Raw genomic sequence first — 23155 nt, forward strand, 5'->3', positions numbered from 1 at the left:
TATGATCATCTAATTAGATTATAGTCTAATTAGATATGAGTAAAGGAGGAATCATCTATGCAATTAAACCGACTCGTTAATTTTCATAAAACGATGGGCGATAAAACAAGAATTCGAATTATTTTTTTATTAAAGGAAGGACCATTACATGGGCAAGCGATAGCCGGAAAGTTAGGGTTAACGCCACCGACCATTTCTCATCACATTGCCAAGCTACGCGACATTGACGTGATCTATCAGCGTCGTGATAAAAATACGATTTATTATCATTTGGATGAAAAGAAGCTTCAGCTCATGGCCCAAGCGATTTTGAAATTGAATAATCAGGAGGAGGCAAGTGTTTTCCGAGTTGAAGATGAAGAAAAGCATAAAATCTTAAAAAACTTCATACAACCAAACGGAAAATTGAAGAGCGTGCCTGCGCAGCATAAGAAGAAGTTAATTATTTTGGAGCATCTAGTCCAAGGGTTAGAGATCGGAAAAACATATAGCGAGCAAGAGATAAACGAATATATTAAGCAATATTATGATGATTATGCCTGGATTCGCCGGGAGTTTATTATGAATCAATTTATGCACAGACAAGAAGGACAATATGAGTTGAACCCAAAAGAAATGTGGCCGGTTTAAACGGCTTTTCTTTTTTGTAACTAATTAGACGGGTGTTTAATTAGATTGTTATGAAAGGAGTTGCGAAAGTGAATTTGCTTATTGCGTGGAGACAGGAGCGAGATTACCGGAATTTTTTTTCAGCAGGATTCGTTAGTGGAATTGGCCATCGTTTTAGTCAAATAGCGATTTTCGCCTTAGTTTTTGAACTGACAGGAGCAGCGGTCACGACGGAATTATCTTAGCGATTCGGATGCTACCTTTTCTATTACTAGCACCAGTTGGAGGACTGCTTGCAGATAGATACTCGAAAAAAAAAGATGATGGTTCTAATCGACCTTTTGAGAATTCCTTTCGTCTTATCTTTATTATTGGTTCAAACACCGGATGATTTATGGATCATGTATGTGAGCACATTTTTACTAGCTTGCGGCGAAGCTTTGTACGCCCCGGCGCGAATGTCTATTATTCCGGCTTTAGTAAAACGAGAACGGCTAGCAGATATAAATGCGTTGGAGCAAATGTTGATGGGATTCGTTTTGGTGGTTGGAGCTAGTGCAGGGGGGATTTTTGCTTTTTATTTAGGATTGTCTCTTCCTTTTTGGATACATGCGCTAACGTTTTTACTGTCGGCTTTGTTTCTTTTAAGAATCAACGAAGCTCAATCAGAAGCACAGTCTTCTTCAAACAATTCGCCCCCAGCATCTTCTCGGACGATGCTTTTTCAATCATCCATTCTCTTAACCTTTCTTTTCATAGCCGTAACAATGCCACTAGCAAACGGGATTGATAACGTGTTAATGAATGTGTATGCGCTCGATGTTTTTCAAATGGGGGAGTTAGGGATTGGGTTTATGTATGCGGCGCTCGGGATTGGTTTTATCGTTAGCTCTTTTTTTTCTAAATATTTAAAGCGAGGGTTCCTTCTACTTACAGTTGTATTTGCCTTCTTTTTATTTAGCTTTACTCGTTGCGATGTTCATTACGTTTGCTGGTGGATTAAGTAATATTTGTATCGACACCGTTATGATGAAAGTGATTCCAAAAGCGAGGTTAGGTTCACTGTTTGGGATGATGCAAGCTATATCCAATACAGCACTAGGACTATCAATGGCTGCAGCAGGTTTTTTGCTAGAAGGAGTTAGTGCTCGTGATTTAAGCTTGTTGATTGGTGTTGTTTATATTTGTCTGACAGGTGTTTATGCATGGCTCTTTTTTAGGTTGAACCTTGTCAAAGAAAAGAAAAATTTGTTAAAAATGGTAGCAGGATAAATGAGTCTTTAGTAGAAGTATAATGTAACTAGAAATGAGGAGGAAGAATATGGGCGAAAAAATTGAGTATCCTAGTTACTATAATGGAAGCGGTGTTGATAAAATTAAGCTTACAGTAAAAAAAGAATGGCTAGCAAAGCCGAAAGACATAAACACAATTGTCGCTTATCCTTGCTTTCCATACCAGAAAAAATAGTTCAAGTGACACATAGAAACGAGGACTAAAGATGTACGAACTGAAAACAAAAGAAAATGATAATGATGTAATGGAGTTTATTGAACAGGTTGAAAGCGAGAGAAAGCGTGCAGATGCTTATCAACTTCTTGATCTTTTTACAGAAACAACAGGTTTCAAGGCGAAGATGTGGGGTTCAAGTATTATTGGGTTTGGTTCCTATCATTATAAATACGCATCAGGTCATGAAGGCGACGCGCCTTTAGTCGGTTTTTCCCCTCGTAAAGCGAAGATTAGTTTGTATTTTGCAACGGGTGACTCAGAACGCGAGCAACTGCTCAAAGACTTTGGTAAACATACAACTGGAAAAGCGTGTGTGTACATTAACAAGGTAGCAGATATTGATGTTAATGTGTTAAAGGCGTTAATTACACAATCAGTTCGCTTTTTGAAAAAGCATTATTCTGATCAATAATCAAGAACTCTAAATAGACCTAATGTGCTGACATTAGGAGCGACAAAAGTTTAGGTTAGGAGGGACTAATATGGAAGTCTTTTCAGAGTTTATAGCGGGGATTGATGACCCGACCCACAGAGAAAAAACAGAAGAAGTGCTTACTTGGATAAAAAATAAATATTCAAACTTAAACACAGAAATGAAATGGAATCAACCGATGTTTACTCATCATGGTACATTTATTATTGGCTTAAGCGTATCTAAAAAGCATATAGCGGTCGCACCTGAAAGTGTAACGATCACTCATGTAGAGGAAGATATTGTGAAGGCAGGATATGATTACACAAAAGAGCTGATACGTATCCCTTGGAATGCTCCAGTTGATTACCCACTTCTTGAGAAAATGATCGAGTTTAATATTTGGGACAAGGCAAACTGCACTACTTTTTGGAGAAAATAACGGTGTAGCAGGGGGAACTCTTTCCCTTTATGAATGAAGGGTTGTTTAGAATTAACTGTTAGAAGCACTGTTTAATAACTGAGCTATTCTTATATACAAAAAAGCACCGCGTGTATGCGGTGCTTTTTAATAGTTAAGGAGATACCACAGAGCTCTTTAGCTTGTTTTAGAACGTTTCAGCTACAGTCGCTGCTTTTTCTAACCCTTCTCCAATGATCGTTTCAGCTTGATCAGGGAATTGATTATGTCCTTCGATAATAACAGTTGAAATATCTTGAACGCCCCAGAAGTTTAACATTGTGTTCACGTAGTTAACGGCCATTTCAGCAGCTTGAGCAGGACCTTCAGAATAAACGCCACCTCTTGCATTTAGAAGAGCGATCTTCTTATCAGTTAATAACCCAACTGGGCCTTCAGCTGTGTATCTAAACGTTTTACCAGCTTGCGCTAAATAATCTAAATACGTGTGTAACACCGCTGGAACAGTGAAATTCCAAAGTGGGAACGCGATTACCACTTTATCAGCCTCAAGGAACTGATTTAAATACTTTTCAACTAAATCTGTCGCTTCTTTCTCAGACGCTGTTAATTCCATGCCTTTTGAAAGTTTAAACATCCCGTTAATTTTATCAGTATCATAGTATGGTAGATTTTCTTCAAACAAGTCAAGTTCTGTAATTTCGTCATTTGGGTTAGACTTTTGATATTGCTCAAGGAAAGTGTGGTAAAGCTTTACGCTCACCGCTTTGTTCAATTGGTCTTGAATTTGCTTTAATAAATAGTACTTTTGCCATCTTAAATTACCTCCATATAGTAAGGTTGTCATAGCAACCTTTAGTTTTAGTTATGTTGTCATAGCAACCATTTGAGTCAAATGTCCTACTTAAAAAGAAGTTTGGACATTTTCTTTCATTTTATTGAGCAATCTTTCTAGTTGTAAAAGTTCTTCCTCTGAAATTCCTTCACAAACAATCTCATTAAATTCCTCTGTAATCGGAAGAATCTCTTTGCCGAGCTTTTTGCCACACTCGGTTAAAAAAAGTTTAACGGAACGACGATCATTTGGACAGCTACTCCTCTTAATAAATCCTTTCTTCTCAAGACTAGAAGCCATTCTTGCAATATTCGTCTTATCCTTATCCAACTTTTCTACAAGTTGATTCTGACTAAGACCATCCTTTTCCCACAGTAACATCATAATTAAATTTTGTTCTGGAGCGAGGTTAAAAGGCTCTAATTTAGATTTAATCATGCTAGTCAGGAATAGATCAGTCTTATGAATCTTAATACTGATATAGTCTTGAAAAGATAATTTCAAAGTCATCCCTCTTTTTAGTTGCTATACATACTAATTACAAACGTAAGTATAAAATAGTTGGCGAGGAAAAGTCAAATATGAGTTTTGCCTTTTCTTATCGGCTTGAAGGTTAGTCTAAGTTTAATATGAGGAAAGAACTAGTTATTTTTTTAATTAAGATTGAAATAGGTAAAAATAAATACTTTTTTAGTGAAAATAATGTTTGATTAGTAAAAAACGTGGGTATAAGTAACTATTATATTACATCATTGAGGAGTATGGACATGAAAAGGTTATTAAATTTTAAAAGCATTAGAATGAAGGTTTTATTTGGTTTTTCGCAATTAATTGTTTTAGTTCTTATATTAACCGTGTTTAATGTTGGATCAATTATGAAAGTAAATGAGCAAACAAAGGATATTATTGAATATCAATTGCCTTTGTTAATTGCTGACGAAAGACTTGCGTTTAATATGGCGCAGCAAACCGCTTTAGCACGAGGTTATGTTATCTATGGTGACCAAGAGTATAAGGACTTATTCAACGAGTACACGGATAGAAGTTTAGCACTGCAAGAGGAGCTTCTGGCTACAACAAATTCGGAGAAGGTAGTCGAACTCGTTGAGAAAAGTAATACATGGAGAGGAATTATTATAAATGAAGTGTTTCCTATTTACGACCAGGGCGATAGTCAAGGTGCAGTTGATATATTAAGCAGTCAAGCTCAAACGCTTGGCCGTGAAGTCATGAACGGATTTGAGGAAATGGCTTATACAAGAGAAACGCTAGCAATCGAGCAAGGGCATGAGATTATAAATAGTGGTCAAAACACTTTGTTGGTTACAATGATACTAAGTGGCTTGGTCTTCATCATCGGAGTAACCGTTGCACTTATTACAGCGCAGGTGATTACAAACCCAATTAAAGTAGTTATGAACCGTATGAATGCCATTTCAACATTTGATCTTAGTGAAAAACCATTAGATACAAGCTCAAGAGACGAAATAGGTCAATTGGTGATGGCTACAAATAGAATGAGTGAAAATACGCGAAATTTAATAGATGAAATAACAGGTGTCTCTAAGACGGTTACAAACCAGAGCGAGGAGTTAACGCAAGCTGCTAATGAAGTAAAAGCAGGTTCGCAGCAGACTGCCGTGACGATGCAGGAATTAGCAGCAGGAGCAGAAACACAAGCAAGCGCAGCACTTGGTTTGGCAAACGTAATGGAGTCCTTTTCAACTAAAATTCAAGAAGCAAATGAAGATGGTGAGAAAGTGAAAACCACTTCCATGGAAGTCAAGGCGTTAACGACAGAAGGAAGTCAGTTAATGGATTCTTCAATCAAACAAATGAAGCAAATTGATGAAATTGTCCAAGACTCGGTGCAAAAAGTTAAAGGGTTAGATGCTCAGTCTCAGCAGATTTCTACATTAGTATCAGTGATTAAAGACATTGCTGCGCAGACGAACCTATTAGCTTTAAATGCAGCGATTGAGGCTGCCCGAGCAGGAGATCATGGTCGCGGTTTTGCCGTTGTCGCTGATGAAGTTCGTAAACTAGCAGAGCAAGTTACAGAATCTGTTACCGAAATTACAACAATTGTAGGTGGCATACAAAGTGAGTCAACGGCTGTAGCGAATTCACTAGAATCGGGCTATGAAGAAGTGAAACAAGGCATAATTCAAATCAAGACAACAGGAGAAACATTTACTCGGATCAATCAAGCAGTAACAGACATGGCGATAAGTATGGAAACAGTCTCCAATAATTTAAAAACGATTTCTACAAACAATGAAAAAATGAACGCTTCTATACAGGAAATGGCCTCAGTATCAGAGGAGTCAGCAGCAGGAATTGAACAAACGTCAGCATCAGCGGAACAAGTTAGTAGTTCAATGGAAGAAGTAGCAAACAATTCTGATGAATTGGCTCAACTAGCAGAAAAATTAAATGTGTTAGTTCAAAAGTTTAAACTGTAATAGTTGTGGGAACGGTCCGTGTCGAAAACGATAGGGGCTGTTCTTTTTTGTTTGTGTAGAGCATAATAAAATGGGTAAAAAAGGAAGGGGTGTTGTGAGATGTCACTTAGTTTAGTAAAACCAACCGTTCAGTTAAAGAAGGAATATCTCTCATTTTATGAGGAATGGAAAGAGACCGGAGAAAAGATGATTCCGTGGGTCATCAAAAAAGACCCGACTCATTTTGAAGAGATGGTTCAGAGTTTACTAGATAGCGATGTTCCTGAAGGCTGGGTTCCGGACTCAACGTATTGGTTAGTCAATGAAGACAATAGAATCCTTGGCGTTGTTAACATCAGGCACCGTCTAACCGAACTTTTACATAACAGTGGCGGGCATATTGCTATGGAATTCGCCCTTCTGAGAGAAGAAAGGGGTACGCGACTAAGCTACTTTCACTAGCTCTTGAAAAAACGAGGCAGTTAGAGATTAACAGTGTTTTAGTCGTTTGCAATGAAGACAATACCGGGTCCTATCGAACGATTGTTAATAATGGAGGGGTTATGGATACCGATTTTATAGAAGAGGATGGGAATGTGATTAAGAGGTTTTGGGTGGAGTGTTGAGGAGATGTTAACATGAAGTTGTATTAGACAAGAGCATAAGAAGGTGTTTCAGGATCGGTGATAACTATTTTGAAACACCTTTTTTGCATGTTATAAAACTAAAGTAGGATAATTAGTAATCCTTTTGGACTAATAATACTTAATTTGATATGATTAAAATAGGTTTATGATAAAAAAGTATGGGTATATAATACCTATATTGATAATTTTGAAACGAGGGGTATTTGTGCTTGATAATGTACCATCTTTTTATGTGTTTAATATTTTCTCTGTTGCTCTGACGGTCTTAATCGCAATCATTACTTGTTTTTTTGCGGTTCATTTTAGTCGTCAAATTAAGCAAGGGGAAAATTCTATTGTAAAAAAAGGTTCTTATTCTTTTATTCTCGCTTTTTGTTTTTGGTTGAAAAACATCGTGATCGTGCTAACGGTGAACCTTCCTTTTCAAATGGTGGATCTGATTATTTATGCGACGTTAAGTTTTATCTTTACGTTTATCGGCTCTTTTTTCACACTGCAAATAGCGCAGAATATGTTTCTGAAACCTTTGCATTTTATTAGAATTAGCATCGTTATAGCGATTTCAATTTTATGTGCGGACTCATTAGGGTTTCTCTATCTTTTTGCTGAGTTTATTGAATTTAAAGCAATCTTGTTTATTATGGCGAATGTATTAATTTTAGGTACGGCTTTTTCGTTGATTCGCTTTTTGACACAAATGACGAATGAAGAAGGGTATAACATGTTTTCAGGCTGGCAATTATTTGGCTGTGTCACAGTAGGTTTTTCGTTAGCGGGAATTCCTTATGTTGTGCTTGTTTCGCTATTTACTTTTGATAGCATTATGCCTGCCTCTACGGAGCAACTTCTTTTCTTGGTGCCATTTATCTTCTTGTTAAATGCAAATCTAGTGTTAGGACTTGTCCCAGATTTAATAGGACAGAAGTTGGCTGTGAAAAATGTACAGTCTTATTTATCTTTGTTTCATCATAATCCAGATACGGTTTTCTCCGTTTCAAGTGAAGGGATTATCACGGATGTTAATAAGGAAGTAACAAGACTGTTAGGGTATAAGCCTCAACAGTTAATAGGTTTGCATATTAACCACTTTTTACGTGATGAGAACCAATTAGTCAACATGAATGAAGCTTTAACCGGTGCTTCCAAATTAGTTGAAACGAAGTTGACAAATAAAAAAGGTGAGACTTTAGATGTGAAAATTACCATTGTTCGCATAGTAATTGATGGCAAAATTACGGGTCTCTACGGCATTGTAAAAGATATTACAGAACAAAAGAGAGCAGAAAAGAAAAATCACTTTTTAGCTTATCATGATGAGTTAACGCAATTACCGAATCGACGTTATTTTGAACAAACGATCGCCCAACTAATTGTTGAGAGTCAAACGTTTTCGCTCTTGTATATTGATTTTGATCGTTTTAAACGAATTAATGATACGTTTGGACATTTATTTGGAGACCGTATTCTTGAGAAGATTGGGGAGAAGCTAACGGCTGTTTTACAAGAAGATTGTGTTGTTGCAAGGTTAGCGGGTGATGAGTTTGCGGTCATGGTACCGTCTCATTTTGACAGCAAGGAAATTGCCGAAAACATCTTAGCTGAATTTAATCTTCCAATCAAAATTGATGGATCGGAATTCACACTAACTGCGAGTATCGGCATTTCAGAGTTTCCGAAAGACGCAAAAACGGCAGAAGAGATGCTTAAATATGCAGATATTGCGATGTATGCGGTGAAGGAATATGGATCTAATCATTATAAAATCTTTGATAAAAGTATGATTCAACAAACAAAAAACAAAATGTACTTAGAAAACGATCTGCGAAAAGCAATCGAGCAAGAAAGTTTAACTGTTTATTTTCAACCGAAATACAACTTAAGAACGAAAGAAGTGATCGGTTCAGAAGCCTTAGTGCGCTGGGATCATCCAAAACACGGATTTCTCTCACCGCTCGAGTTTATTTCTTTAGCAGAAGAGACGAATTTAATCGTTGGATTAGAGAGAGTTGTCATGAAAAAAGTGTTTCAATCGCTTCAAGCCTGGAAAACAAGCGGCCTAAAGCCACCAAGAACGTCAATTAATGTTTCGTTCATTCACTTTTATCAAGAGGATTTTGTTCCATATCTGATCGATAAGCTAGCAGACTTTGGCTTAAAAGGATCTGATATTGAAGTGGAAATAACGGAGAGAATGATTGTAAAAGGACAAGCCGATGTGAATAAAAAGTTAAAGGCACTAAGAGAAGTCGGCGTCGAAATCAGTGTCGACGATTTCGGCACAGGCTATAGTTCTCTAAGCTATTTAGTTAACTTATCGGTCGATCGCTTGAAAATCGATAAATCGTTTATCTCGAATTTCAACGATAATAAAGAAATCATCTCAACGATAATCTCAATGAGTAAGAATTTGAATTTGAGTGTCATAGCCGAAGGGGTCGAAACCGAGGAGCAGATTCGATTGTTAGAAGACTTACAATGTGTTGAGGTGCAAGGGTTTTATTACTCACGGCCGATAGCGGGAGAGGATTTTCAGCTGCTGCTGGAGAGGGGTCTGACCCCCAGTGCTGTACAGCGTTAAAGTGGTGGGGGTCAGACCCCCCATTAAAAAAAGCGGCGCCCGCAGGCGCCGTTTTTATTTTCCTCTTTGTAAAGTTGCAAGCTCACTGAAGTGCGGCTTTAACGCAAAGTACAGTTGGCTATATGTTTGGTATAGCTCGTTGTAGAAGTCGTGGTTTACACTGTTTGGGGTATACGTTTCTTTCATTGGGATTGATTCCTTAATGGCCGATAAAGAAGAGACCTCACCTAATGCATATAACCCAAACCAGGCTGCTCCCCAAGCGGAGCTTTGGTGACTGACAGGTACTTGTACTTCGTGTCCAAATATATCGGTTAATATTTGAAGCCATAGAGGTGACCGCGCAAATCCACCACTTGCAAAGATGTTGGCGGGTGAGCCTGCTAATCGTTCGAGTGCTTCTCCAATACTGTACATACTGAAGATCACTCCCTCAAGACCAGCTCGAATCATATGGGGTTTCTGATGCGATAAGGTTAAGCCGATGAAGCTTCCGCGCGCATTGGCATCCCAGTATGGTGCGCGTTCTCCGTTTAAGAACGGCAAGAATAAAAGGCCGTCGGCACCTGGTTTTACTCCTTGTGCTAATTGTGTGAGTAAATCATAAGGACTGCCACCCGATGCCAGTGCTTGCTGAACCTCTTTTTCCCCTAACACCTCTTTTAGCCATTGAAACACAATTCCCCCGTTGTTTGTTGGGCCACCCATGATCCATAAGTCTTTCGTTACGCCGTAACAAAAAATCTCCTGAAGTTCATCGGTTTGTGCTTCGCCGACATTTGACGGATTGCACCACTTGTCCCAATCGTAATCGCAACATCCCCCGGATTAATCGCACCAATTCCTAAATTAGCAAGAGGACCATCACTTGATCCAATCACAAATGGAATATCTTTTGGCAGACGGAATTGCTCGGCAAGTTCAGGTGTGAGCCCTTGGCAAATAGCTGTTGATGGCACAGGCTCTGACAACTGTTCCTTTGAAATTCCAGCAGCTTGAAGCGCTTCTTTCTCCCATTCGAATGTATGGATATTAAATAATCCACTTGCTGAGGCAATCGCATAATCAACGATAAATTGACCGAACCACTTTTGCAGCAAAAACTCTTTAATAGAAACGAACTTTGCCGCTTGGTGGTAAGCTCATAGTTCGTTTCCTTCATCCAGATTAATTTCGTTAAAGGCGACATCGGATGAATCGGTGTTCCGGTTTTTAAATAGAGATCATTGCCAAACGAGGCTTTAAGTCGGTTCGCTTGCTCGACACTGCGACCGTCTGCCCAGGTAATCGAAGGTGAGATTGGTTCATGCTGATCGTTTAAGCAAATTAACGAGTGCATCGCAGAGGATATTCCTACGCAAAGAATATCTGTTTCACTAACGCCACTTTTTTCGACCGCTCCGGCAATGGCCTTAATCGCCGCTTGTTCAATTTCAACAGGATCTTGTTCTACCATGATGGTCGGGGGTGAGAAACAGGGTATGCGTTTTCATTTTCAGAAACAACGATCCCATCCTTTTGAAATAAAACGGCTTTGGCACTAGTCGTTCCTATATCTAATCCTAATACATATTGCTTCTTTGACATGATAACAGTCCTTTCAAAAATGAAAGCTAAATTCGCTTTACGGCAATCGCATTTCGCATTTTATGAAGTGCATCTTTTACTTCGTCTTGTCGTCTCATACTAACATTTACAAATAGAGCGTCGACAATACTTAATTGCGCAATACGAGAAGCTAGAGCCTCGGAACGATACTCCGTTTCCGTAGAAGCTGTGAAGAGAACGATATCACTCACTTGACTTAGTGGTGATTTTGCCAAATTGGTAATCCCGATCACCGTGGCTCCTGTACTTTTCACAAGCTCTGCCACCTCAATACTATCCTTTGACGCACCCGAATGCGAAAAGATCACGACTAAATCATTGGGTGTTAGTTGGGAAGCTGACATAATTTGTAAATGAGTATCGCTATAATACAAGGTTTTCATTCCGATTCGTAAAAATTTATGATGGGCATCGTTTGCAATCGTTCCTGAACCGCCCGATCCATAAAATTCAATGCGTTCAGCAGCTAGAAAAGCATCAACTGCTTTTTTAAAAGAAGGCTGATCAATAATCTGTTTGGTTTGTTCTAATGTTCTAATGTTTGATCTGAACACCTTTTCTGCCACAGTGCTTTCATCATCATGTACGCTAATTGCCTCATGGATATTCTCGATTGGGGTGACAATCTCAGAAGCAAGGGCAATCTTCATCGCTTGATAGCCTTTGTACCCAATTCTTTTACAAAAGCGAAACACCGTTGCTTCCGCAATGTCTAAATCTTCGGCAATTTGACTAATCGTTGAATGTATAATTTTCTTGGGATTTTCTAATATATAGTCGGCAATGATTTGTTCTTTACTACTGAAGGAAGAATAGGAAGAAGAAATTCTCGTAATCGTTGGATGAGACTCAGTAAATGGCATAATTTTCTCCCCCTTATATAGGATAATTCTTTCTCTAGCATAAACGAAAACGCTTAAAAAAAAAATATTTTTTTACATACAATCAAGTTAGAAAGAAATTTTTTTTCATAGAAAGAGATATTAGTGCCATTCGTTTTCGAGGTAGTTATGAAGAGAAGTTAGGTAAGCGATTCATCAAATGAAAAAAATTTCGAATAGATAAGATAAACGTTATTTGGAGGGATTTTTATGTCTATTGAAACAAAAGCTGTGAATGCCATACGTACATTGTCGATTGATATGATCAACGAAGCCAACTCAGGACACCCAGGTCTGCCGATGGGAGCGGCTCCAATGGCGTATGCACTATGGGCAAAGCACTTAGCACATACACCGAGCAATGCCAATTGGTTTAACCGTGACCGCTTTGTTTTATCAGCTGGGCATGGATCAAGTATGTTGTATAGCTTGCTTCACCTCGCTGGCTATGATGTCACGACTGAAGACTTGAAAAACTTTCGTAAATTAAATAGCAAAACACCTGGACACCCTGAAGCTGGGCACACGCATGGGGTCGAAGCAACAACAGGCCCGCTCGGTCAAGGAATTGCCAATGCAGTAGGAATGGCTATGGCTGAAGCGCATTTAGCGGCAAAGTTTAATAGAGAAAATCACTCTGTTATTGATCATTTTACATATGGTCTTGTTGGTGATGGGGACTTAATGGAGGGCATTGCTTATGAGGCGATGTCGATGGCAGGTCATATGAGGTTAGGGAAGTTAGTCGTTTTATATGATTCAAATGAGATTTCTCTAGATGGAACGCTGAACCTCTCTTTCTCAGAAGATATCAAAAAACGTGCTGAATCCGTACATTGGCAATACATTCGAGTGGAAGACGGAAATGATGTTGAAGCCATTTCAAAGGCGCTTGAATTAGCGAAGCAAACGCTTGATCAACCGACGTTAATTGAAGTCCGAACGATTATCGGATACGGAAGTCCGAATTTAGCAGGCACGAACAAAGTACACGGAGCTCCGCTTGGACTAGAGGAAGCAAAAGCAACAAAAGCAAGCTACGGCTGGGATTATGAAGAATCTTTCCATGTACCAGAAGAAGTGAAGCAGCATTTTCTAAAGTTAAAAGAAAAGGGTGACGCGAGCGAGAAAAAGTGGCAACAATTGTTTGCAGCTTACAAACAAGCCTATCCTGAACTAGGAATGGAACTAGAACAAGCGATTTCTGGTGAAGTGAAACTTGATGTTCAAGACATCTTGACTTTTGATTCGAGTAAGTCCGTATCGACGCGAGTGGCTAGTGGTGAGGCTATGAATCACTTTGTTAAAAAGGTGCCCGCATTGTTTGGCGGGAGCGCGGATCTGTCTCATTCGACGATGACCGATTTAAAGGGCGAAGATAAATTTGCTGTTGAATCTTTTGCTGGGCGAAATGTCTACTTTGGTGTCAGGGAGCATGCGATGGGAGCCGCTGGAAACGGTATGGCTCTGCATGGCGGAGTGAAGCCATTTGTTAGTACGTTCTTTGTGTTTAATGATTATTTGCGTCCAGCTATTCGCTTGGCTGCTCTGCAAAAATTGCCAGTTACGTATGTGTTCACTCATGATTCGATTGCCGTTGGCGAAGACGGTCCAACGCATGAGCCGATTGAGCAATTAGCTGCTCTACGTTCAATTCCAGGATTAACGGTGATTCGTCCATCTGATGCCAATGAAACCGCTAGTGCATGGGCGTACAGCCTACAGCAAAACAATGGACCTGTTGCGCTCGTTCTTAGCCGTCAAAATTTACCGGTTTATGAGCAAACGCGCGGAAACATCACTGACTTATCAAAAGGAGCGTATGTTTTAACAGAAACGAACGAGCAACCAGATTTGATCATGCTTGCAACAGGTTCTGAAGTTTCATTAGCGGTAGGTGCTAAAGAGGAACTAGAAAATGAAGGACATTCGGTTCGAGTGGTCGCTGTACCAAGTTGGGAATTATTCGCAGCACAAAGCGCAAGCTATAAAGAGGAAATTTTACCGGCAGCTGTTAGAAATCGAATTTCAATAGAAGCTGGAATTGGTCTAGGTTGGGAACGTTTTACTGGATTTGACGGCAAAATCATCTCAATTGAGACTTTTGGAGCATCAGGGTCTGGCAGTGCGTCATGGAGTGGTTCGGCTTTACAACCCATCATATCGTTCATGAGGCGAAACATTTAATACAAATAACAGTCTAAGGAGCTAGGAACATGAAAATTGGTTTAGTCGGTTTAGGGAAAATGGGGTTTAACATCGGTCGTAATTTTCTTGACCACCAAAATGATGTTGTCGCCTTTGATGTTAATTTAGAAGCAGTAAAGGAATTAGAGCAACACGGAGCAAAAGGAGCCTTCTCTTATAAGGAGCTCGTTGATTCTTTAGAAACACCACGGGTAATTTGGATTATGATCCCTCATCACGTTGTGGATCAAGCATTAAGTGAAATTACACCTCTTCTATCAGAGGGTGACATTGTCATTGAAGCAGGAAATTCACACTATAAAGAATCAATTCGCCGCTACAATGAGTTAAAAGAAAGTGGCATCCACTTTATGGACTGCGGAACGTCTGGCGGCATGGAAGGCGCGCGGAATGGAGCTTGTTACATGATTGGTGGAGACGAGCAGGCATGGGCAGTTGTAGAGCCTATTTTTAAGCACACGTCTGTTGAGAAAGGCTATTTGTATACAGGGAAAGCCGGAAGTGGTCACTATCTAAAGATGATTCATAACGGAATTGAATATGGGATGATGGCTGCGATTGGTGAAGGCTTTGAAGTATTAGAGAAAAGTGAATTTGATTTTGACTATGAACAGGTGGCAAGAGTGTGGAACAATGGTTCGGTTATTCGCTCTTGGCTAATGGAGCTAACAGAGAACGCATTTTCTAAAGATGCGAGATTAGATGAAATCAAAGGCACTATGCAGTCTTCTGGTGAAGGAAAGTGGACAGTCGAGGAAGCATTAAACTTGCAAACCGCAACACCAGTCATAGCGATGTCTTTACTGATGCGCTATCGTTCATTAGAACAAGATACTTTCACAGGAAAAGTAGTCGCCGCTTTACGCAATGAATTTGGTGGTCATGCTGTCGAGAAAAAATAAGGACAAGAGGTTGCTCGGTTCAAAATTGCCGAGCAACTTTATTGTTATAGTAGAATTGTGAAATAAAATGTGAAAATCAAAAATATCAAAAAAAATTTCTTTCTAAAGTGCTTGAAAAATAATTTTTTTAATATATACTAAAGGAGAAATTAATTTTCAGTTTTTGAAAGGGGATACATGTTTCTGGTTATTAAGATGCTTTTAGGATTTTTTTAACCTATTAGTAGTAACCGCTTTCTAGGTGATTTATGTTTCTATTTAACATATTGGAGTTGTCGTTGCGTTGGATTGAGAGCGCTTCAATAAGGAGAATTGAAACCGTTTCACAAAGTTTGGGAATAATTAATTGTTTTTAACAAACCCTTCTAAAGAGAAAAGATCTTATTAAGGGAAATATAAACTAACAGGGGGATTATCAAGATGAAAAAGAAAAAATTAGGCTTTTTCTTAGTACCAGCACTAGCATTAATGTTAACTGCATGTGGAGGTGGCGGTACGACTGAGGAAGCTCCAGAAGCAGGCGGAGAAGCAGCAGCTCCAGCTGGTGAAACAAAAGTCATTCGTGCAGGGATTGGTCTTAATGATCAACATCCACAATACTTAGGTCTTTTACGTTTTAAAGAGCTTGTTGAAGAAAGAACAGAGGGTGCCATCGAAGTTCAGACGTATCACAGTGGTCAGCTTGGTGATGACCGTACGATGACAGAAGGCCTTCAGTTAGGTTCTCAAGAGGTAACGATTCCTTCAACAGCACCAATTGCTAACTTTGTACCTGAATACAGCTTGTTTGACTTCCCGTTCTTATTCCCAAGTGAAGAAGTAGCAGATACAGTACTTGACGGTGAAATGGGTCAAAGATTCCTTGATATGCTACCAGCTCAAAACCTAGTTGGGTTAGCGTATTGGGAAAATGGTTTCCGTAACTTAACAAATGATGTTCGTCCAGTAGCTTCAGCTGAAGACATGAAGGGTCTTAAAATCCGTACAATGGAAAATGAGTTACACCTAGAAGCATTCCGTGCATTAGGTGCAAACCCAACACCAATGGCTTTCACTGAGTTATTCGCAGCCCTACAACAAGGTACAGTTGATGGACAAGAAAATCCTTACGCAACAATTTATCTACAAAAGTATCAAGAAGTTCAAGATCATGTATCAAACACGCAACACATTTACAGCCCGTTCGTATTCTTAATGAGTAAAACATTCTTTGATGGATTAACTCCTGAGCAACAAGAAATCGTTCAAGTGGCAGCGGTAGAAGCTGGTCAATACCAACGTGAACTAAACCGTGAAGCAAACAACCAATACCTTGCTGATTTACAAGAAGAAGGTATGACGTTTACGGAGATTTCTGAGGAAGCTCGTCAAGAAATGGTTGATCTAATTGCTCCAGTACTTGAGAAGTATGCAGAGAGAATCGGTGAAGATTTAGTACAAGAAATGTACGATGCAATCGAGGCAGCACAACAATAATAGCTAAACGGAAGAAGGCTTGATATCGAGCCTTTTTCCCTCTTTTTTATAACAATATCAAAGGGAAAACAAAAGTATATTCAAAACTTATCAGGTGAGGATAGTTTTGTTTTTCCTTTAGTTTTTGACTGTATTTAAAAGATGGTTGCTTTTGAGAATGCTGTGAGCAGACAGGCAATCTATTCGGTCTGCAGACTAACACCAACAAATATCACCAAAAGAGTCGTGGCAACAACAGCCATTAAAAAAAGAAAGAGAGGCATAAACCATGAAATTAGTTAAATGGATTGATGATCATATAGAAGAAGTCTTTTTAGTTATCTTATCTGTCATCATGGTTACCGTAATTTTTGCGCAGGTCATTATGAGGTATGTGTTTGGTAGCTCCCTTGCTTGGTCAGAAGAGCTAGCTCGCTATAGCTTTATTTGGATCGTTTATATCGGAATCAGTTATGGTGTGAAAAAACAACGTCATATTAAAGTAGATATTTTCTTACTTGCATTGAAGGATAAAGGAAGAATTGTTTTAAATATTATTGCCAACTTACTATTCTTAAGCTTTGCCATTTTTGTTATTCGTTATGGTTATGATATTGCCTCGCAGTTGCTTGCTTTTGGACAAAAGTCGCCTGCTAACCAAATTCCAATGGGATTCGTTTACCTGGCAACACCAGTCGGAATGGGGTTAACCGCGATTCGTTTAATACAAAACTTAATTGGACTCTTTAAAGCCTTGCTTGGCAAAGGAGAAATCGAAGTTAAAACGGAGCTTGAGAAGGCTCAAGAAGAAGCACAACCTGGAGTAAAGGAGTGAATTAGATGACGACAGCAGTATTATTTGGATCATTTGCGATTCTTTTGTTTTTAAGTGTACCAATTGGGATATCAATTGGGCTTTCAACCTTAATAGCGATTATGTATTCAGGTTCCCTACCATTAGAGTTCTTAGCCAAAGAGTTAGTCACATCTGTAGACTCCTTTCCTCTAATGGCCGTACCGTTTTTTATCCTTGCTGGTGAAATTATGGGCAAGGGTGGAATATCCGACCGTCTATTTCGAGTCGCCAACTCGTTAGTCGGGAATAAAACAGGTGGATTTGCGATTGCGACGATCATAACTTGTATGTTTTTTGCAGCGATTTCTGGTTCAGCTCCAGCTACCGTAGCCGCGATTGGTGGGATCATGATTCCAGCAATGGTTAGACAAGGCTATGATAAAAAGTTTGCTACAGCTGTTGTGGCAGCGGCTGGTTCATTAGGGGTTATTATTCCTCCGAGTATTCCAATGGTTATCTACGGAGTCGTAGGTAGTGTTTCAATTGGAAATATGTTTATCGCAGGGATCATTCCTGGGATCTTAGTCGGTCTTGCTTTAATGGCATACACGTATTACTACTCTCGTAAGCAAGGGTATAAAGGAACAGGTGACAAAACGTCACTTGCAAATATTGCTAAAGCGGTATGGGATGCCAAGTGGGCATTACTAATACCAGTTATTATTTTAGGTGGGATTTACGGAGGGGTATTCACTCCAACGGAAGCAGCTGTTATTGCGGTTGTCTATGGATTAGTCGCTGGGCTTTTCTTATATAGAGAATTAAAGTGGAGAGATTTACCTAAAGTCATCACAGATGCAGCGTTAACAACGGCAACAATTTTGATTATCGTAGGAGCAGCGACGGCGTTTGGACGATAATTAACAATTGAACAAATTCCGTATCAAGTAGCAAATGCGATGATGTCGGTATCGGAAAATCCGATTGTGATCATCTTATTAATTACGCTTTTGCTGTTAATTGTAGGGTGTTTCATGGATACGCTTGCGGCAATTATCATTTTAACACCTATTTTATTACCGATTGCTGTAAACATCGGTTATGATCCTGTACACTTTGGGATCATCATGATTCTAAACTTGGCGATCGGTTTCATTACACCACCGCTTGGAGTTAACTTATTCGTAGGGTCAGGAATTTCTGGTTTATCGATTGAAACGTTATCGAGAGCGATTATTCCATTTTTCTTTGCGATGCTCCTTACGCTGATCATTGTCATTTTCATTCCGCAATTATCTTTATTTTTCTTAGGATAATTACACTATCTCAAAGGGAGATGAACAAATGCCAGTACAAACAATGGACATTACCGTTAACATTTCTGAAGATCAAACGATTACCGGTTTGAGCCAATTGATTCAGCCATATAAATCTGAGATTTATCTGAAAAAATTAGTACGTGGTTCAGTGATTGAAGTGAATTTAAAAAGCTTTTTAGGTCTCATCACCCTACAACTTTCCAATGGGGACCGCCTTACCGTTCGAGCGGTTGGCGAAGACAGTGAAGCAGCGATTAAGGAAGTTGTAGAATTTTTATCATAAAGTAGAGGAACCAAAGTTGCTTCTTGCTGCAAAGTGAACACAGGATCTGGTTCTCATTTGTAGGTAAGTAGCCGCTTTGGTTCTTTTCTTATGGCTTTGTTCAGCGTATTTTTAGTGTTTATCGGCTAGAGGGTAGAAGTGTGTTCGTTCCATTGCGCTCCAGCCACTCGCTTTCCGCGGGGAGGTGTCAAGCCTCCACGGCTACGCCTGTGGGGTCTTGACCCTACCTCTTTTTCCCGCAGGAGTCGAGTGGCTTCCGCTCCATTCTACTAAGAGAAAAAGACATAATTATAGCAATAATCTTTAAGAAAGCAGATGGGAAATAACAAGTGTTTAAACGAGCATAAGAACGCTGCAGTAACCTTAGCGCATTGTATTTCCGGAGCGATTGCTACGCTGTAACCTATGTTCTCTTATTTAAAACGCTTTTGTCCCATTCTTAAGAATTAATTTGCTTTATTAACATACGGTAGGCTAGTTACATTTGAGCTATAGAGTCAAGATATCTTAATAGAAAGAGGTTAACGTTATGGATGTAGTAACAATAGGAGAAACGATGGTGTTGTTTACACCTGAAACGGGTCAGTTGCGGTATGCGTCTCAATTTTCGAAAACCTATGGTGGGGCTGAATCAAACTTTGCCATTGGGCTTGCCCGTCTAGGTCATCAAGTCGGTTGGATTAGTGCTATTGGCGACGATGAACTAGGAAAGGGAATGCTCTCTTTTATCCGTGGTGAAGGAGTCGACGTAAGCCAAGTGAAAGTCGACGAAACGGCGCCAACGGGGGTGTTCTTTAAAGAAGTGAGGAATTCTTCCGATATTCGGATTCAGTATTATCGCAAAGGCTCTGCTGCTAGTCAAATGACCAAAGCCGACTTAAACGAAGACTATCTCGCACAGGCAAAATATTTACATATTTCAGGCATCACTCCAGCCTTAAGTGAGAATTGCTCAGAGCTCATTTTTGAAGCGATTGCTCTTGCGAAAAAGAACGGATTAACCGTGATTTTTGATCCGAACCTTCGTAGAAAACTATGGAGCGAAGAAAAAGCACGAGAAGTTTTATTGAAAATTGCAAGTCAGGTTGATATTGTGCTACCAGGAGTGGCTGAGGGTGAATTTTTATTCGGTGAAAGTGATCCTGAAACATTAGGAAAGCTTTTCTTGGAGCACGGAGCATCTACGGTCATTTTAAAAGTAGGGGCAGAAGGAGCTTATTATTTTACAAACGAAGAGAGTGCGCTCGTACCAGGCTTTAAAGTGGAGCAAGTGCTTGACCCGGTTGGAGCTGGAGATGGTTTCGCAGCTGGATTTATCTCAGGAAGATTAGAGGGGTTATCTCTTTATGAGTCCGTTCAACGTGGAAATGCTGTAGGCGCAATCGTAACAACGGTGAAAGGCGATGTTGAAGGACTTCCGGAGAAAAGGGAAATTGATCGGTTCATCACCAAGCCAGCCGATGACGTTAGTAGATAACAAAAAAAACAATATTAGGGGGACATTATGAATCATTTATTACAAGAAATTCAAGACAACGGAATTGTTGCGATTATTAGAGGAGCAAAACCAGAAAATATTCTATCAATTGCTAAGGCCCTTCGTGAAGGTGGAGTAAAAACGCTAGAGATTACGGTAGAAACGCCGCAAGTATTAAAGCTAATTGAACAAGTATCACAGGAATTAGACGATGTGATCGTAGGTGCGGGGACGGTGTTAGATCCTGAAACTGCTCGTGCAGCGATTATGGCAGGAGCGAAATTCATTTTCTCGCCAACGGTTAACGTTGAGACAATTCGGTTGACGAAGCGTTACGGAGTAATCAGCATTGCCGGTGCTCTAACACCAACTGAAATTTTAACGGCGTATGAAAATGGCTCAGATATTATTAAAGTTTTTCCAGCTAACGTCTTTGGACCAGGCTACTTAAAGGATGTGCACGGACCACTTCCGCACATTCCACTAATGCCAACAGGAGGCATTAGCTTAGCGAACATTAAAGAGTATATTCAAGCTGGAGGTGTCGCGGCAGGTCTTGGAAGTGCGCTAGTCGATACGAAAAAGGAAATCAATGATACGTATTTAGCAGAATTAACAGCAAAATCAAAGGAGTATGTCGAAGCAGTTCAAGCTGCGCGCGCATAACAAGGGAGGATTTTCACGTGAAAATTACTAAATTAGAATGCTTCATCGTGCCACCGAGATGGTGTTTTCTCAAAATAGAAACAGATGAGGGAATTACCGGTTGGGGAGAGCCTGTCATTGAGGGAAGAGCAAGTACGGTTAAAGCGGCAGTTGAGGAACTAAGCGATTATTTAATTGGGAAGGATCCGCTTCGTATCGAAGACCATTGGAATGTTCTTTATCGTTCAGGCTTTTACCGTGGCGGTCCAATCTTAATGAGTGCGATTGCTGGGATCGACCAAGCGTTATGGGATATTAAAGGGAAATTCTATAATGCTCCTGTTTATGAACTGATGGGTGGTGCTTGTCGCGAGTCGATCCGCGTGTATTCGTGGATTGGTGGAGATCGTCCTAGTGATGTCGGAGCCGCTGCCAAAGCAGTCGTAGATGCAGGCTTCACCGCGGTAAAGATGAACGGGACAGAAGAACTTCAATATGTCGATTCGTATGAAAAAATTGATGCAGTCGTAGAACGAATTGCAGCGGTTAGAGAAGCTGTTGGCCAATATGTGGGCATCGGCATTGATTTTCATGGTCGTGTTCATAAGCCAATGGCTAAAGTTCTGGCTAAAGAGCTTGAGCCATACCGTCCGATGTTTATTGAAGAACCTGTGCTAGCAGAGAACAATGAAGCTTTACGTGAGATTGCCAACCATACGCACATCCCAATTGCCACAGGAGAAAGAATGTATTCGAGATGGGATTTCAAACAGCTGTTATCAGATGGCTATGTGGATATTATTCAACCTGACCTTTCGCATGCTGGTGGGATTACCGAATGTAAAAAAATTGCCTCCATGGCCGAAGCCTATGATGTGGCAGTAGCGTTTCATTGTCCATTAGGTCCCATCGCGCTTGCTTCTTGTTTACAAGTCGATGCAACTTCACATAATGCGTTCATTCAAGAGCAAAGCTTAGGGATTCACTACAACCAAGGCAGTGATTTACTCGATTATATTACCGATAAATCTGTTTTCAAATATGAAGATGGTCACGTGAAAATTCCTCAAGGCCCTGGCCTTGGCATTTCGGTTAATGAAGAGCATGTTCGCAAAATGGCCGAAGCGGGTCACAACTGGAAAAACCCAGTATGGCGTCATAAAGACGGCACTGTTGCTGAGTGGTAAGTAGGTAGATTCAAAAAAAGAAAAGTGGTCCTGTAAGATGATGATTTTTATCGAGGTTGTTTTACCTGTTTTACTCGTTTTTCTAATCGGCTTTGGGGTCCAAAAATGGAAGCAGATCGACATTAAGGCCGTATCAACGGTCGCCATTTACATTATGACCCCATGCCTTGTGTTTCGGACGTTTTATACGGCAGAGTTAGACATGCAATATTTATATATCATTTTCTTCTCTGCTATTCTTTTAGTTGTTTTAATTATCATTAATAAAATCTATTGCAAGCTAAAAAACTACCCACAATCGATTGAAAGTGGCATGATTTTATCTACTGCTTTTATGAATACAGGGAATTACGGCGCACCGATCATTTTATTTGCTTATGGCGAGGTCGGTTTTGCCTATTCCATTATCATTCTCGTTCTCCATGCGATTATGATGAATTTTTTTGGCGTCTATTATGCAGCAAGGGGAAAGGCTGGTATTCGTGTTGCGTTAAAGTCTGTGTTGGAAATGCCGGCAACATGGGCGGTGGTGGTGGCCATTATCATGAAAGGATTAAACTGGGAAATTCCTAACAATCTATTTTTGACGATTGATATTGTAGCAGAAGCAGCAGTCCCGACCGTTATGGTTATTTTAGGTCTGCAACTTGCGCAGATTAAATGGGAAAACTTCAATTGGGGTCATATTACATATGGGGTGATTGTCCGTTTATTGATTTCGCCATTATTAGCTGTTGGAATTGTGATGCTGTTCCCGTTTGATCCGTTACTTGCAAAGGTATTAATCGTGTCTTCAGCGATGCCGTCAGCAGCGACCATTGTCATTTATGCCATTCAATTTAACTCAGAACCAAAACTAGTCTCAAGCATTACATTAGTATCGACGTTAGTCAGTATTTTTACGATTACATTGCTATTAGCGATTTTAGGATAAAGAA

The 23155-nt window shown here is 39.8% G+C and carries 20 protein-coding genes and 5 pseudogenes; 20 read left to right on the plus strand and 5 right to left on the minus strand.

The window, feature by feature from the left end:
- The first annotated feature begins 57 nt into the window (after positions 1-57).
- From JCM9157_RS03425 to JCM9157_RS03440, 7 genes are all read left to right on the plus strand, one after another.
- A complete protein-coding gene (locus JCM9157_RS03425) occupies positions 58-630 on the plus strand; it encodes a DUF2087 domain-containing protein (RefSeq protein ID WP_035662147.1) in 573 nt (190 codons plus the stop codon).
- Positions 631-698: 68 nt separating this feature from the next.
- Positions 699-854: a hypothetical protein gene (locus tag JCM9157_RS25150; RefSeq protein WP_235714782.1), complete on the plus strand. Its 156-nt coding sequence runs from the start codon at positions 699-701 to the stop codon at positions 852-854.
- Positions 855-902: 48 nt separating this feature from the next.
- Positions 903-1616: an MFS transporter gene (locus tag JCM9157_RS25155; RefSeq protein ID WP_235714783.1), complete on the plus strand. Its 714-nt coding sequence runs from the start codon at positions 903-905 to the stop codon at positions 1614-1616.
- Positions 1585-1881 carry an MFS transporter gene (locus JCM9157_RS25160; RefSeq protein ID WP_235714784.1) on the plus strand — a complete coding sequence of 99 codons (297 nt, stop codon included), beginning with the start codon at positions 1585-1587 and terminating at the stop codon, positions 1879-1881. Before JCM9157_RS25155 ends, JCM9157_RS25160 begins: the two co-directional genes overlap by 32 nt.
- A gap of 49 nt (positions 1882-1930) precedes the next feature.
- Positions 1931-2077 carry a hypothetical protein gene (locus tag JCM9157_RS24550; protein ID WP_156321469.1) on the plus strand — a complete coding sequence of 49 codons (147 nt, stop codon included), beginning with the start codon at positions 1931-1933 and terminating at the stop codon, positions 2075-2077.
- A gap of 31 nt (positions 2078-2108) precedes the next feature.
- Positions 2109-2531 (plus strand): DUF1801 domain-containing protein, encoded by a 423-nt coding sequence (locus JCM9157_RS03435; protein WP_035662148.1) that lies wholly within the window; start codon positions 2109-2111, stop codon positions 2529-2531.
- A 70-nt stretch (positions 2532-2601) separates the two neighbouring features.
- A complete protein-coding gene (locus JCM9157_RS03440) occupies positions 2602-2973 on the plus strand; it encodes an iron chaperone (protein WP_035662151.1) in 372 nt (123 codons plus the stop codon).
- 166 nt (positions 2974-3139) lie between these two features.
- Here the strand turns inward: JCM9157_RS03440 and JCM9157_RS03445 are convergent.
- Positions 3140-3767: pseudogene (locus JCM9157_RS03445) on the minus strand (FMN-dependent NADH-azoreductase).
- An 89-nt stretch (positions 3768-3856) separates the two neighbouring features.
- Positions 3857-4297 (minus strand): MarR family winged helix-turn-helix transcriptional regulator, encoded by a 441-nt coding sequence (locus JCM9157_RS03450; protein ID WP_369384686.1) that lies wholly within the window; start codon positions 4295-4297, stop codon positions 3857-3859.
- A 257-nt stretch (positions 4298-4554) separates the two neighbouring features.
- Here JCM9157_RS03450 and JCM9157_RS03455 point away from each other — a divergent pair, with 257 nt between their 5' ends.
- From JCM9157_RS03455 to JCM9157_RS03465, 3 genes and pseudogenes are all read left to right on the plus strand, one after another.
- Positions 4555-6252: a methyl-accepting chemotaxis protein gene (locus JCM9157_RS03455; RefSeq protein WP_035662156.1), complete on the plus strand. Its 1698-nt coding sequence runs from the start codon at positions 4555-4557 to the stop codon at positions 6250-6252.
- 99 nt (positions 6253-6351) lie between these two features.
- Positions 6352-6857: pseudogene (locus JCM9157_RS03460) on the plus strand (GNAT family N-acetyltransferase).
- A 226-nt stretch (positions 6858-7083) separates the two neighbouring features.
- Positions 7084-9456, plus strand: coding sequence for a putative bifunctional diguanylate cyclase/phosphodiesterase (locus JCM9157_RS03465; protein WP_035662158.1), 2373 nt, complete (start codon positions 7084-7086; stop codon positions 9454-9456).
- 54 nt (positions 9457-9510) lie between these two features.
- Here the strand turns inward: JCM9157_RS03465 and JCM9157_RS25960 are convergent, their stop codons facing one another.
- From JCM9157_RS25960 to JCM9157_RS03475, 3 genes and pseudogenes are all read right to left on the minus strand, one after another.
- Positions 9511-10134, minus strand: coding sequence for a xylulokinase (locus JCM9157_RS25960; protein ID WP_369384687.1), 624 nt, complete (start codon positions 10132-10134; stop codon positions 9511-9513).
- Positions 10135-10181: 47 nt separating this feature from the next.
- A pseudogene (locus tag JCM9157_RS25965) lies at positions 10182-11043 on the minus strand (FGGY family carbohydrate kinase).
- A gap of 26 nt (positions 11044-11069) precedes the next feature.
- A complete protein-coding gene (locus tag JCM9157_RS03475; RefSeq protein ID WP_035662161.1) occupies positions 11070-11927 on the minus strand; it encodes a MurR/RpiR family transcriptional regulator in 858 nt (285 codons plus the stop codon).
- A gap of 228 nt (positions 11928-12155) precedes the next feature.
- Here JCM9157_RS03475 and tkt point away from each other — a divergent pair.
- The 10 genes and pseudogenes from tkt (at position 12156) to JCM9157_RS03525 (ending at position 23151) form a co-directional block, all read left to right on the plus strand.
- Positions 12156-14149, plus strand: a pseudogene (gene tkt / locus JCM9157_RS03480) (transketolase).
- Positions 14150-14161: 12 nt separating this feature from the next.
- On the plus strand, positions 14162-15055 hold the full coding sequence (gene gnd / locus JCM9157_RS03485; RefSeq protein WP_035662164.1) for a phosphogluconate dehydrogenase (NAD(+)-dependent, decarboxylating): 894 nt from the start codon (positions 14162-14164) through the stop codon (positions 15053-15055).
- A gap of 420 nt (positions 15056-15475) precedes the next feature.
- The gene (locus JCM9157_RS03490; protein WP_035662165.1) at positions 15476-16531 is read left to right on the plus strand and encodes a TRAP transporter substrate-binding protein; all 1056 of its coding nucleotides are present in this window, start codon (positions 15476-15478) and stop codon (positions 16529-16531) included.
- A gap of 268 nt (positions 16532-16799) precedes the next feature.
- Positions 16800-17345 carry a TRAP transporter small permease gene (locus JCM9157_RS03495; RefSeq protein ID WP_035662168.1) on the plus strand — a complete coding sequence of 182 codons (546 nt, stop codon included), beginning with the start codon at positions 16800-16802 and terminating at the stop codon, positions 17343-17345.
- A gap of 5 nt (positions 17346-17350) precedes the next feature.
- A pseudogene (locus JCM9157_RS03500) lies at positions 17351-18622 on the plus strand (TRAP transporter large permease).
- A 28-nt stretch (positions 18623-18650) separates the two neighbouring features.
- Entirely contained in the window at positions 18651-18908 is a 258-nt protein-coding gene (locus tag JCM9157_RS03505; protein ID WP_035662171.1) for an HPr family phosphocarrier protein, read from the plus strand.
- Between the two features lie 529 nt (positions 18909-19437).
- Positions 19438-20385 (plus strand): sugar kinase, encoded by a 948-nt coding sequence (locus tag JCM9157_RS03510; protein WP_035662172.1) that lies wholly within the window; start codon positions 19438-19440, stop codon positions 20383-20385.
- Positions 20386-20412: 27 nt separating this feature from the next.
- Positions 20413-21051: a bifunctional 4-hydroxy-2-oxoglutarate aldolase/2-dehydro-3-deoxy-phosphogluconate aldolase gene (locus tag JCM9157_RS03515; protein ID WP_035662175.1), complete on the plus strand. Its 639-nt coding sequence runs from the start codon at positions 20413-20415 to the stop codon at positions 21049-21051.
- Between the two features lie 17 nt (positions 21052-21068).
- The gene (gene dgoD, locus JCM9157_RS03520; RefSeq protein ID WP_035662177.1) at positions 21069-22217 is read left to right on the plus strand and encodes a galactonate dehydratase; all 1149 of its coding nucleotides are present in this window, start codon (positions 21069-21071) and stop codon (positions 22215-22217) included.
- Between the two features lie 37 nt (positions 22218-22254).
- Positions 22255-23151, plus strand: coding sequence for an AEC family transporter (locus tag JCM9157_RS03525; protein WP_035662180.1), 897 nt, complete (start codon positions 22255-22257; stop codon positions 23149-23151).
- Positions 23152-23155: the final 4 nt, after the last annotated feature.

The organism is Halalkalibacter akibai JCM 9157 (assembly GCF_000513135.1).
Taxonomy (GTDB): domain Bacteria; phylum Bacillota; class Bacilli; order Bacillales; family Bacillaceae_D; genus Halalkalibacter; species Halalkalibacter akibai.